General features: G+C 73.0%; 1 protein-coding gene (only partly in view). It reads left to right on the top strand.

What is annotated here, in order from left to right:
- Positions 1-240 precede the first annotated feature (240 nt).
- Positions 241-14,352 carry the 5' portion of a type I polyketide synthase gene (locus tag ABZ664_RS36715; protein ID WP_362521168.1) on the top strand. 15,522 nt of this gene lie beyond the right edge of the window, so only the first 14,112 of its 29,634 coding nucleotides appear in the window; it begins with the start codon at positions 241-243; the stop codon falls past the right edge of the window.

The raw sequence follows: 14,352 nt of genomic DNA, 5'->3' as shown, positions 1-14,352 counted from the left end.
GAGTCACTGCGCGAGTGTACGGCCCGGCTCGCTGGTCTTTTTCCCACTCTCGGCGCCGGAGTTACTAATGATTTTCGGGGAGCGCGGAGCCGAGACTGATCCGATGTTGGCGGAGCCTGTGGGTTCGACCGCGGCCGGTGTGGTCCGTCCGGCGGTGCTGTGATCGCCGAACTCGGTTGCGAGGCATCCGGGTCCCGGCGAGTTGATGAGTTCGTGCTGGTCGTTGAAAAGGGTTGAGCTGTGGACAACGAAGCGAAACTCCGGGAATACCTCAAGCGGGCGACCACCGATCTCCGGCGCACCCGTCAACGCGTCCACGATCTTGAGGAACAGAACCAGCAGCCGATCGCGATCATCGGGATGACCTGCCGCTACCCGGGCGGTGTGGCCTCGCCCGAGGACCTGTGGCGGCTGCTCGCCGAGGGCGGCGACCCGATATCCGAGCCGCCCGCCGACCGCGGCTGGGACCTCGACCGGCTCCGCGACGAGTACGGCGACGCCGTACCGCCGTCGCTGTCCGGTGGTTTCCTGCGCGACGCGGCGGAGTTCGACGCCGGCTTCTTCGGCATCTCCCCCCGGGAGGCGCTGGGCATGGATCCGCAGCAGAGGCTGCTGCTCGAAGCCACCTGGGAGGCCGTCGAGAGAGCGGGCATCGACCCGATCGCGCTGCGGGGCAGCCAGACGGGCGCCTTCATCGGCGCGATGTCCCCCGACTACCGCGACACCCTGCCGCACGACATCGACGCCTTCGGGCTCACCGGTACGGCGAACAGCGTGATGTCCGGCAGGCTGTCGTACACGCTCGGCCTGGTCGGCCCGGCGGTGACGGTGGACACGGCCTGCTCGTCCTCGCTGGTCGCGCTGCACTGGGCCGCGCACTCGCTGCGGATGGGCGAGTGCACCCTCGCGCTCGCGGGCGGTGTGACGGTCATGTCGACGCCCAGCACCTTCATCGAGTTCAACCGCCAGGGTGGTCTGTCGCCCAGCGGGCGGTGCAGGGCGTACGCCGACAGCGCCGACGGCACGGGCTGGTCCGAGGGCGTGGGCGTGCTGGTGCTGGAACTGCTGTCGGACGCCCGGCGCAACGGGCACGAGGTGCTCGCGGTCATCCGTGGTTCCGCGGTGAACCAGGACGGCGCCTCCAACGGCCTGACCGCGCCGAACGGCCCCTCACAGCAGCGGGTGATCCGTGATGCCCTGGCGAACGCGCGGCTGTCGGCGGCGGACATCGACGTGGTGGAGGGACACGGGACCGGTACGACGCTGGGCGACCCGATCGAGACCGAGGCGTTGATCTCCACGTTCGGCGAGGACAGGGAACGACCCCTGCTGCTGGGGTCGGTGAAGTCGAACATCGGTCACACGCAGGCCGCCGCCGGTGTGGCCGGTGTGATCAAGATGGTGCTCGCGATGCGGCACGGGGTGCTGCCGAAGACACTGCACGTCGACGCCCCCTCGTCGCGGGTGGACTGGTCCGCGGGCACGCTGGAGCTGCTGACCGAGCAGCGGTCCTGGCCCGAGACCGGGCAGCCGCACCGGGCGGGGGTGTCCTCCTTCGGGGTGAGCGGCACCAACGCCCACGTGGTGCTGGAGGAGGCGCCGGAGCCTGAAACGGACGCGCCCGCGGCCGGCAGGACGCCCGCGGGCGTGGTGCCCGTGCTGCTGTCGGGCCGGACCGACGAGGCGCTGCGGGCCCAGGCCGCGCGCCTGCTCGCCCATGTGGACGGTGCGCCCGAGACGTCGCTGGACGACCTGGCGTTCTCGCTGGCCACGACGCGGTCGGCGTTCGAGCATCGAGCGGGGGTCCTCGCCGCCGATCACGCCGAACTGCGAGCGGGGCTGACGTCGCTCGCGGACGGCGGCGCCGCCGGTGTGATCAAGGGCCATGGCAGGCAGGCCAAGCTGGCGGTGTTGTTCACCGGTCAGGGGTCGCAGCGGGCGGGGATGGGCCGGGAGCTGTACGAGCGGTTCCCGGTGTTCGCGGCCGCGTTGGACGAGGTGGTCGCGGAGCTGGATCCGCTGCTTGAGGGCTCGTTGCGTGAGGTGTTGTTCGCCGAGCCGGGGTCGGCGGAGGCGGGGTTGCTGGATCGGACGGGGTGGGCGCAGCCCGCGCTGTTCGCGGTGGAGACGGCGCTGTTCCGGCTGGTGTCCTCGTGGGGGATCCGGCCGAACGTGCTGGCCGGGCACTCGGTCGGGGAGATCGCCGCTGCTCATGTGGCGGGGGTGTTGTCGCTGCAGGACGCGTGCGTGTTGGTGGCGGCGCGGGCGCGGTTGATGCAGGCGCTTCCCTCCGGTGGGGCGATGGCGTCGGTGCGGGCCTCCGAGGGGGAAGTCGTCGAGCTGCTGGCCGGACGTGAGGAGCAGGTGTCGGTCGCGGCGGTGAACGGTCCCGCGTCGGTGGTGATCTCCGGGGTTGAGCAGGCGGTGCTGGAGGTGGCCGCCGCCCTGGAGGAGCGGGGTATCAGGGCGAAGCGGTTGCGGGTGTCGCACGCGTTCCACTCCCCGCTGATGGACCCGATGCTGGAGGAGTTCCGCGCGGTGGCCGGGTCGCTCTCCTTCAGCCCGCCGGAGATCCCGATCGTGTCGACGTTGACCGGGGAGTCGGCGACGGCGGAGCGGTTGTGTTCGCCGGAGTACTGGGTGGAACAGGTGCGTGGCGCGGTTCGCTTCGCCGACGGCATCCGTACCCTGCACGGCCAGGGGGTTCGGGCCTACCTGGAACTCGGCCCCGACGGGGTGCTCACCGCGATGGCCGCCGACACCCTCGCCGCGAGTCCGGACTCACGTGACACCGACTCGACGCCGGATTCGCACCTACACGCCACGGACCCCGCAGGGGAGGCGGACGCGGTGCTGGTGCCGGTACTGCGTGGGGGACGCGACGAGCGAACGGCGGTCATGTCGGCGCTGACGGCCCTGCACGTGCGTGGGGTGCCGGTGGACTGGCAGGCGGTTTTCCCCGGCGCCCGCCGGGTGGAGGTGCCGACGTACGCCTTCCAGCGCGAGCGGTACTGGCCGAACCCGACCTCGACCGGGGATGCCCGAGGGCTCGGCCTGACGGCTGCCCGGCATCCGCTGCTGGGTGCGGTCATGGGGTTGGCCGACAGTGATGAGGCGTTGTTGACGGGTCGTGTCTCGTTGGGGTCGCATCCGTGGTTGGCGGATCATGTGGTGGGCGGGATGGTGATTTTTCCGGGTACGGGGTTTTTGGAGTTGGTGGTGCGGGCGGGGGATGAGGTCGGGTGTGGGGTGGTGGAGGAGTTGACGTTGGTGGCGCCGTTGGTGCTGGGTGAGGACGATGCGGTGGCGGTGCAGGTGCGGGTGGGGGCTGCGGATGGGGTGGGTCGGCGTGAGGTGAGTGTTCATGCTCGGCCTGCGGGGGCCGGTGAGCATGATGCCTGGGTACGGCACGCGAGTGGTGTGCTGGCCGGTGGGGGGATCGGCGCGGGAAGTAACGGTGCGGCGGCCGGTGGCCGGGCCGGGGAGGAGTTCGAGGCTTTCGAGGGTGAGGCGTGGCCGCCGAGGGGTGCGTCGGTGGTCGAGGTGGACGGGTTGTACGAGCGGCTGGCCGGCAGCGGGTTGAATTACGGGCCGGTGTTCCAGGGGGTGCGGGCGGCGTGGCGGGGGGTGGACGGTGCGCTGTTCGCCGAGGTGGTGGTGCCTGAGCAGGTTGCCGATGCGGGTGGTTTCGGTTTGCATCCGGCGTTGCTGGACGCGGCGTTGCATGTGGTGGCTTTTGCTGATCTGGATGGTTTTGAGGGTGTGCGGTTGCCGTTCTCGTGGGGTGGGGTGCGTCTGCACGCGGGTGGGGCGTCGGTGCTGCGGGTGCGGTTGGCGTGGGTGGGTGATGGTGAGCTGTCGTTGAGCGCGGTGGACGTGGTCGGGGAGCCGGTGCTGTCGGTGCGCTCACTGGTGCTGCGCCCGATCCCGTCCGACCGGCTTGGCGCGGCCTTCCAGAGCGGGGGAGTCGAGCGGGAGGCGCTGTTCGGGGTGGAGTGGACGCCGGTGGCGGAGCCCTCTTCGGCTGATGTGTCACCGGTGGCGGTGCTCGGCCCGGACGTGCTGGGTGTCGCCGAGGTATGGCGGGCGGCCGGGCAGGCGGTTCCGGCTCATGAGGATCTGCCCTCGCTGGTGCCGGTGCCGGACGCGGTGGTGGCCGAGGCGGTCTCGGATCCGGCGGGCGCGGTGGTGGGGGCGGTGCGTGCTTTGACCGTTCGTGTTCTGGGGTTGGTGCAGGGGTGGTTGGCCGATGAGCGGTGTGTGGGTTCGCGGTTGGTGGTGGTGACGCGGGGTGCGGTGGTCGCGGGTGAGGGTGAGGTGGTTGCGGATTTGGGGGCTGCGGCGGTGTGGGGGTTGGTGCGTTCTGCGCAGGTGGAGAATCCTGGTCGGTTCGTGCTGGTGGACATCGATGAGGAGTTGTCGTCGTCTGTGTTGGCGGGGGTGCTGGCCTCGGGTGAGCCGCAGGTGGCGGTGCGCAGGGGTGAGGTGCGGGTGCCGCGCCTGGCGCGGGTGACGCCCGCCTCCGAGCGCGGCGTTGATCTCGGGTCCGGTTCCGTCTCCGGCTTGGGTGAGGGGCGGGTCTGGGATTCCGAGGGGACGGTGTTGATCACTGGTGGTACGGGTGGTCTGGGGGGTTTGTTCGCGCGGCATGTGGTGGCCGAGCGTGGGGTGCGTCGTCTGCTGCTGACCAGCCGTCGGGGGTTGGATGCCCCTGGCGCGGTGGAGTTGCGGGCGGAGTTGATCGCGCATGGGGTCGAGGTCGAGGTCGTCGCGTGTGATGTGGCCGATCGGGATCAGGTGGCGGAGCTGCTGGCCGAAGTGCCGGAGGAACACCCGTTGACGGCGGTGATCCACACCGCGGGTGTGCTGGCCGATGGGACGATCCCGTCGTTGTCGGCTGAGGATCTGGATGTGGTGTTGCGGCCGAAGGTGGACGCCGCCTGGCATCTGCACGAGCTGACCCAGGATGAGGATCTGGCCGATTTCATCGTGTTCTCGTCGGTGGCGGGGACGTTCGGTGGGGCGGGGCAGGGCAACTATGCGGCGGCGAACGCGTTCTTGGACGCGTTGGCTGAGTATCGGCGCGGGCTGGGGCTGGCGGGGGTGTCGTTGGCGTGGGGTCCGTGGGAGCAGGGCGCGGGGATGACGGGTGGGTTGGACGAGGTTCAGGCGCGTCGGTTGACGCGTGCCGGGATGTCGGCGATCACGCCGGAGCAGGGTGTGGTGTTGTTCGAGGCGGCGATCGGGTCCGGCGGGCCCGCCGTGGTTCCGGTGCGGTTGGACCTGGCGGCGGTGCGGGTGGGTGGTGAGGTGCCGCACCTGCTGCGCGGGCTGGTGCGCGGGGTCCGCAGGTCGGCGGTGTCAGGGATGGCGTCGGCCGTGGCCGGCGACGGCGCGCTGGTGGGACGGCTGATCGGGGCGGAACCCGCCGAGCGTGTCCGGCTACTGGTGGACCTGGTGCGTACCGAGGTGGCACTGGTACTGGGGCACACCTCGCCGAAGGCGGTGGACGTCCGGCGGGAGTTTCGGGAGCTGGGCTTCGACAGCCTGACCGCGGTGGAGTTGCGCAATCGGTTGAACGCGGCGACCGGGCTGCGCCTGCCGGCCACGCTGGTCTTCGACCATCCCACGCCCGCCGTGCTGGCGGAGTTCCTGCTGGAGGAGGCGCTGGGCGAGCGGGACGTCGCCGTTCCGGCCACGATCACGCCGGTCGCCGACGACCCGGTCGTGATCGTCGGGATGGGCTGCCGCTATCCGGGTGGCGTCGCCTCGCCGGAGGACCTGTGGCGGTTGGTGGCGGAGGGCCATGACGCGATCACGGGCTTCCCGGTCAATCGCGGCTGGGATCTGGGGGTGCTCTACCACCCGGACGCCGACCACGCGGGCAGCTCGTACACCAGGCAGGGCGGCTTCCTGCACGACGCGGCGGAGTTCGACGCGGACTTCTTCGGAATGAGCCCGCGGGAGGCACTCGCGACGGACGCGCAGCAGCGCCTGTTGCTGGAGACCTCCTGGGAGGCCGTCGAGCGGGCGGGAATCGACCCGGCCACGCTCCGGGGCAGCCGGACGGGCGTGTTCGCCGGGGTGATGTACACCGACTACAGCGGGATCCTGGGCGCGGGCGAGTTCGAGGGCTACCGGGGTACGGGGACCGCCGCGAGCGTCGTCTCCGGCCGGGTGTCCTACACGCTGGGGCTGGAAGGGCCGGCCGTGACGGTCGACACGGCCTGCTCGTCCTCGCTGGTCGCGGTGCATCTGGCCGCACAGGCACTGCTCTCGGGGGAGTGTGAGCTCGCCCTGGCCGGCGGTGTGACCGTGATGGCCACGCCCGGGGCCTTCGTGGAGTTCTCCCGGCAGCGAGGGCTGTCCGCCGACGGGCGATGCAAGTCGTTCGCGGACGGCGCGGACGGCGTGAGCTGGGCCGAGGGCGTCGGGGTGCTGGTGCTGGAGCGCCTGTCGGACGCCCGGCGCAACGGTCACGACGTGCTGGCGGTGGTGCGGGGTTCCGCGGTGAACCAGGACGGCGCGTCCAACGGGCTGACCGCGCCGAACGGCCCCTCGCAGCGGCGGGTGATCCGCCAGGCCCTGGCCGGAGCGCGCCTGTCGGCGTCCGAGGTGGACGTGGTGGAGGGGCACGGGACCGGGACCACTCTCGGTGACCCGATCGAGGCGCAGGCGCTGCTCGCCACCTACGGTCAGGACCGGCCGGAGGACCGGCCGCTGCTGCTGGGGTCGATCAAGTCGAACATCGGTCACACGCAGGCGGCTGCGGGTGTCGCCGGTGTGATCAAGATGATCATGGGGATGCGGCACGGCGTCGCGCCCAGGACCCTGCACGTCGACGCGCCGTCCTCGCACGTGGACTGGGCCGCGGGCGCGGTGGAGCTGCTGGCCGAGGCGCGGGAGTGGCCCGAGACGGGTCACCCGCGCCGGGCCGCCGTGTCTTCGTTCGGCTTCAGCGGCACCAACGCCCACCTCATCATCGAGCAGGGCGTCGAACAGGACATCGCCGAGGGGACCCCGTCGGCCGACGGGGAGACGCCCTCGGCCGCCGGGTCGCCGACGGCGGGCCTGCCGCTGCCGCTGCCGGTCTCCGGCAGGACGGAGGGGGCGGTGCGGGCGCAGGCCGCGCGGCTGCTGTCCCACCTGGAAGGCCGTCCCGAGGCGTCCCTCGCCGATATCGCGTTCTCGCTGGTGACCACCCGTTCTCTCTTCGAGCACCGGGCCGTCGTGCGGGCCGAGGACCACGCCGGAGCGCTGGCCGGGTTGCGTGCGCTGGCCGGAGGCCTGACCGCGCCGGGAGTCGTACGAGGCCAGGCCAAGGACGAGCCGAGGCCGGCGTTCCTGTTCACCGGCCAGGGCGCCCAGCGAGTGGGCATGGGCCTGGAGACCTACGAGCGGTTCCCGGTGTTCGCGGAGGCGCTCGAAGGCGTGCTCGCGGCGCTGGCTCCCCGGATGAGTCCTCACCTGGACCGCCCGCTGCGGGAGGCGCTCTTCTTCGACGCCGAACTGCTCGACCGCACGGCGTACACGCAACCGGCGCTTTTCGCCCTTGAGGTCGCGCTGTACCGGCTGGTCGAGTCGTGGGGCGTGCGTCCGGCCGCGCTGGCGGGGCACTCGATCGGGGAACTCGCCGCGGCGCACGTCGCCGGGGTGCTGACGCTGGAGGACGCCTGCGCGCTGGTCGCCGCGCGGGGCCGGTTGATGCAGGCGCTCCCCGCCGGTGGCGCGATGGTGGCGATCCAGGCGAGTGAGGAGGAGATCCGTCAGGCGCTGGCCGGGCGCGAGGACGAGGTGTCCGTCGCGGCGGTGAACGGCCCGGCGTCGGTGGTGATCTCCGGGGTCGAGGCCGCGGTGCTGGAGGTCGCCGCCGGGTTGGCCGCCCAGGAGCGCAGGACCAAGCGGCTGCGGGTGTCGCACGCGTTCCACTCCCCGTTGATGGAGCCGATGCTCGCGGAGTTCAGGGCGGTCGCCGAGACGGTGTCGTACGCGCCCCCTCGGATCCCGATGATCTCCAACGTGACCGGCGGGTTCGTCACGGACGAGGTGTGCTCCCCCGACTACTGGGTGCGGCACGTGCGGGAGACCGTCCGGTTCCGGGACGGCGTGCGGGAACTGCACGGGACGGGCGTGACCGCGTTCCTGGAGATCGGGCCGGACGGCGTGCTGACCGCGATGGCCCAGGACGCCCTCCCCGAGGAGGCGGAGGCGCTGCTACTGCCCGTGCTGCGCGGCGACCGCGGCGAGGGCGCCGCGCTCATGACCGCGTTGACCGAGCTGCATGTGAACGGCGTGCGCGTCGACTGGCCGGCCCTGCTGCGCGGGGCCCGCCGGGTGGACCTGCCGACGTACGCGTTCCAGCACGAGTCGTTCTGGCCGGAGCCGCCGCCCGTCGCGAACGACGCGGTCGCCGATCCGGCCGACGCGCGGCTCTGGGACGCGGTCGGGCGCGGTGACGCCGGGGACGTGGCCGCGATCCTCGGCCTGCGCGACGAGCACGCCTCCTCGCTGGACACCCTGCTCCCGGCCCTGTCGTCGTGGCGGCGGAGCCGGAGCGAGGTGGCGACGCTCGACTCCTGGCGCTATCGGGTGGAGTGGAAGCCCCGCCGTACGCCCCCTCTCGCCGTACTGGAGGGCACCTGGCTGGTCGTGACCGCCGACGGGATCTCGGACGGCGACGTGGTCGCCGCGCTGGAGGGACACGGGGCGCGGGTGCAGCGGCTCGTGCTGGAGGGGACGGATGCCGATCCAGCCGACCCCGCGTCGCTCGCGGCCCGGCTCGGGGAGCTGGACGAGATCTCCGGTGTGGTGTCGATGCTCGCGCCCGCGGAGGCGCCCGTCGAGGACGGTGGGGCGGTGCCGAGCGGTCTCGCACTCACGGTCGCGCTCCTGAGGGCGCTCGGCGACGCGGAGATCGATGCGCCGCTGTGGTGTGTCACCCGTGGCGCCGTGTCCGCGGCTCCCGGCGATCGGGTGACCCGTCCTGTGCAGGCGCAGGTGTGGGGCATGGGCCGGGTCGCGGCCCTGGAGCATCCGGAGCGCTGGGGTGGTCTGGTCGACCTGCCCGAGGTCGTCGAAGGACGCTGCGCCCAGGGGCTGGCGAGCGTGCTGGCGGGCCTGGACGGCGAGGACCAGGTGGCGGTGCGGGCGTCGGGCGTGTTCGGGCGGCGGTTGCGGCGTCACCCCGCCGCGTCCGGCCAGGCCGGCCCGACCGGCGGTGCCGTGCGTGGTTCCGGCGGTGCGGTGTCGAATTCCGATGCTGTCGTGCGGGATTCCGGTGGTACGGCGTCGGGTTCCGGTGGTGGGATATCGGGTTCAGGCACCGTCGGGTTGGGCTCCGGCGGCACGGTGCTGATCACCGGTGGGACCGGTGCCCTCGGCGCGGCCACCGCGCGGTGGCTGGTACGCGGCGGCGTCACGCGTCTCGTGCTGACCGGCCGGCGCGGCATGAACGCCCCCGGGGCGCCGGAGCTGCGCGACGAGCTGCTCGCGCTGGGTGCCGAGGTGAGCGTCGTCGCCTGTGACGTGGCCGACCGCGACGCGCTCGCCGCCGTGCTGGCCACGATCCCGGCCGAGCACCCGCTCACCGGGGTCGTCCACGCGGCCGGGGTGGGGCAGGCCGTCGCACCCCTTGAGCGGGCGGACGCCGCCACCCTCGCCGAGGTGACGACGGCAAAGGTGGCCGGTGCCGCCAACCTGGACGGCCTGCTGGGGGATCGCGAGCTCGACTTCTTCGTGCTGTTCTCCTCGATCGCCGGGGTGTGGGGCAGCGCTGGGCAGGGCGCCTACGCGGCGGCCAACGCCTATCTCGACGCGCTGGCCGAGCACCGGCACGCGCGAGGTCTCGCCGCGACGTCGGTGGCCTGGGGCGCGTGGGCGGAAGCGGGCATGGCCGTCGCGGGGGACCTCACGGGGGACAGTGCGAGGGGCGCTGCCGCGGAGGGAAACACGGCTGCGGCGGGCGACACGGCCGGGCAGGGGGACGCCGCTGCGGCCGGGGACATGGCCGCGGAGGGAGGCATGGCCGGTTACCTGCTCAGGCGCGGCCTGGCCCTGCTGCCCCCCGATATCGCGATCGGCGAGATGAACCGGGCGGTCGGCGGCAGGGACGCGGTGGTGACGGTCGCCGACGTCGACTGGGACCGGTTCTATCCGATCTTCACCTCGACCCGGCCCAGCAACCTGTTCGGCGAGCTCGCGGAGGTGAGGGCGCAGCGCGAGAGCGAGGACGGGCCAGGAGCCTCCGGCGACCCGGAATTCGTCGCGCGGCTACGTGGCCTGACCGACAAGGAGCGCCGGCGCGAGCTGCTGAACCTGGTACGCGCCGAGGTGGCGGCCGTGCTGGGACACGCCTCGGCCGAGACGGTCTCCGAGCGGCGCGCCTTCCGAGAGCTGGGCTTCGACTCGCTCACCGCGGTGGAGCTGAGAAAGAGGCTCGTCGCGGTGACCGGTCTGGCGTTGCCGAGCACGCTGGTGTTCGATCACCCGAACCCGGCCGCGCTGGTGGAGTTCCTGCGGGCGCGGGTCGCGGGCGCGGAGGGTACGGCCGGTGAGGACGGCGAAGACGGCGAAGACGGCGAAGACACAGCCGGAGGCTCCATCGCCGTCCGCGCCGACGAGCCGATCGCGATCATCGGGATGGCCTGCCGCTTCCCCGGCGGCGTCGGCTCTCCGGAACAGCTGTGGGAACTGGTGACCGAGGGGGGCGACGCGATCTCCGGATTCCCCGCGGGCCGGGGCTGGGACGCGGAAGGGCTCTACGACCCCGACCCCGATCACTCCGGCACGACCTACTCGGTCGAAGGGGGGTTCCTGCACGACGCCGGCGACTTCGACCCCGGGTTCTTCGGTATCTCACCGCGTGAGGCGCTGACCATGGACCCGCAGCAGCGGCTGCTGCTGGAGACCGCGTGGGAGGCCATCGAGCGGGCCGGCATCGATCCCCTCACGCTGCGCGGCCACTCCACCGGCACGTTCATCGGCTCCAGCTACCAGGAGTACGGCTCGGACTCCGCCGACGCCGAGGGACACCAGGTCACCGGCACCATCCCGAGCGTGCTGTCGGGCCGGGTGTCGTACGTACTGGGCCTGGAAGGTCCCGCGGTCACGGTCGACACGGCGTGCTCGTCGTCGCTGGTGGCGCTGCATCTGGCCTGCCAGTCGCTGCGCGAGGGCGAGAGTTCGCTCGCCCTGGCGGGCGGCGTGACGGTGATGACCACCCCGGCGGCCTTCGTGGCGTTCAGCCGCCAGCGGGCACTCGCCGCCGACGGCCGGTGCAAGGCGTTCTCCGACGCGGCCGACGGGATGAGCCTGGCCGAAGGGGTCGGCCTGCTCCTGGTGGAGCGGCTGTCCGACGCGCGGCGCAACGGCCACCCGATCCTCGCGGTGGTGCGCGGTTCCGCGGTGAACCAGGACGGCGCCTCCAACGGTCTGACCGCGCCGAACGGCCCCTCACAGCAGCGGGTGATCCGCAAGGCGCTCGCGGGCGCGCGGCTGTCGGCGGCCGAGGTCGACGCGATCGACGCGCACGGCACGGGGACCGGCCTGGGCGACCCCATCGAGGCCCAGGCACTCCTCGCCACATACGGGCAGGACAGGGAGCGCCCGCTCCTGCTCGGGTCGGTCAAGTCGAACATCGGCCACACCCAGTCCGCGGCGGGCGTGGCCAGCGTGATCAAGATGGTCATGGCGATGCGGCACGGGACGCTGCCCAAAACGTTGCACGTGGGCACGCCGTCGTCCCACGTGGACTGGACGGCGGGCGCGGTCGAGCCGCTGACCGAGGCCACCCCGTGGCCGGAGACCGGAAGGCCGCGCCGGGCCGCCGTGTCCTCCTTCGGGATCAGCGGCACGAACGCCCACGCGATCCTCGAACAGGCGCCGGACGCGGAGGAGCCGGTCGGCGAGGTCGCGCTCGCCGGTCCCGACGGCCGCGAGGATTCCGCAGCCGCGGCTTCCGACCCCGTTCTCGCTCTCGGCGCGGTGCCGTGGGTGGTGTCGGGCAGGACGAAGGAGGCGCTGCGCGCGCAGGCGCGACGGCTCGCCTCGCACATCGCCGACCACGGCACCGTGGGTGATCTCGATCCGGCCGCCGTGGGCTTCTCCCTGGTGACGTCGAGGTCGGCGTTCGAGCACCGCGCGGTCGTGGTGGGCGGTGACCGCGAGTCGCTCTCCGCCGCGATGAGCGCGGTGGCCGCGGGCGAGCCCGCGCCGGGTGTGATCCAGGGCATGGCGGACGCCGAGGGCAAGACGGTCTTCGTGTTCCCCGGCCAGGGCGCGCAGTGGGCCGGTATGGGCGCCCGGTTGCTTGAGCAGTCCCCGGTGTTCGCCGAACGTGTCGCCGAGTGCGCCCTCGCCCTGAGCCGGTACGTCGACTGGTCGCTGATCGACGTGCTGCGCCAGGCGGAGGGCGCGCCGTCGCTGGACCGGGTGGACGTCGTGCAGCCGGTGTCGTTCGCGGTGATGGTCTCGCTCGCGGCGATGTGGCGCGCTCACGGGGTGGAGCCCGACGCGGTGATCGGGCACTCCCAGGGGGAGATCGCCGCCGCCTGCGTGGCGGGCGCGCTCTCCCTGGACGACGCCGCGAGGGTGGTGGCGGTGCGCAGCCAGGCCATCGCGCGGCGGCTGGCCGGCGCCGGAGGGATGATGTCGGTCTCGCTTCCGCTGCCCGACGTCGAGGAGAGGCTGCGCCCCTGGGACGAGCGGATCTCGGTCGCGGCGGTCAACGGGCCGCGTTCGGTCGTGGTGTGCGGCGATCCCGGCGCGCTCGACGAGCTGTCGGAGCGGTTGACCGAGGAGGGGGTGCGCTCCAGGCGGGTCGCGGTCGACTACGCCTCGCACTCGGCCCACGTCGAACGCCTCCAGGAGGAGCTGCCGCGAGCCCTGTCGGAGATCCGGCCGGAGCGGGCCGAGGTGCCCTTCCTGTCCACGGTGACCGGGGAGTGGCTGGACGGTACGGAGCTGGACGCCGGCTACTGGTACCGCAACCTGCGCCGAGCCGTCCGGTTCGAACCCGCGGTGCGGTGCCTGCTGGCCGAGGGGCACCGGGCGTTCATCGAGGTCAGCCCGCACCCGGTGCTGACGGGCGCGATCCAGGAGACGGCCGAGGAGGCGGCCGAGGAGCCAGGCGGGACCTCGGCGGTGGTCACAGTGCTCCCAGTGGTCACCGGGACCCTGCGCCGCGACCAGGGCGGCACGGAACGCTTTCTCACCTCCCTGGCGGAGGTGTTCGTACGCGGTGTGCCGGTCGACTGGCGAACGGTCTTCGAAGGCACGGGCGCCCGCCGGGTGGAACTACCGACGTACGCCTTCCAGCGGGAACGGTTCTGGATACAGCGCGCCGAGGCGCCGACGGCCGGCGCGGCGGACCCGGCGGACGAGCGGTTCTGGGCGGCGGTGGAGCGGGAGGACCTCGACTCGCTCGCTTCCGGACTGGACGTGGGCGCGGGGGCACTCGCCGAGGTGGTACCCGCGCTGTCGTCCTGGCGTCGCCGGCAGCGGGCCCGGTCCACCGTGGACTCCTGGCGCTACCGCGTCGCCTGGCGGCCGGTGACCGGCCCCGCCTCCGCCTCCCTGTCGGGCACGTGGCTGCTCGTCACCCCGGAGGGCCTGGAGGGCGACGACGTCGCCGAAGCGCTCACCGCGCACGGCGCGCGGGTCCGCAGGGTCGCGCTCGACGAGTCGTGTACCGACCGCGCCCTGCTGGCACGCGTGCTGACCGGTCCGCCGTCCGGGGCGCCGGGCGATGCCGGTGCGCCTGGCGATGCCGGGGGACCGGGCGCCGGGCCGGACGTCTCGCCCGGCGAGGGAGAACACATCTCCGGCGTCGTGTCCCTGCTCGCCCTCGCCGAGCAGCCCGCCGGCCGCCACCCGGAGCTGGCCGTCGGTCTGGCACTCACCGTCGCGCTCGTACAGGCCCTGGGCGACGCGGAGATCGACGCGCCCCTGTGGTGCCTCACCACGGGCGCGCTCTCCACCGGCCGGTCGGACCAGGTGACCAACCCCGTCCAGGCGCAGGTCCACGGCGTGGGCTGGACGGCCGCGCTGGAGCACCCGCGACGCTGGGGCGGGATGGTCGACCTGCCGGGGACGCTCGACCAGCGCGCGGCGCGGCGTCTGGCGAGCATCCTCGCGGGCGGCGGCGGCGAGGACCAGCTCGCGATCAGGACCTCGGGCGTGTTCGCCAGACGGGTGGTGCCGGCGCCGGCGGCCGACCGGAAACCGGCGCGTGGGTGGACGCCACGCGGGACCACCCTGGTGACCGGCGGCACGGGAACGCTCGCCCCTCACCTGGCCCGCAGGCTCGCGGCCGAGGGGGCCGAGCACGTGGTGCTGACCAGCCGCCGCGGCATG

Source organism: Streptosporangium sp. NPDC006930, assembly GCF_040635605.1.
Classification (GTDB): Bacteria; Actinomycetota; Actinomycetes; order Streptosporangiales; family Streptosporangiaceae; genus Streptosporangium.
Note: the sequence above shows the minus strand (reverse complement) of the source record. Positions and strands in the feature narration are given on the sequence as shown.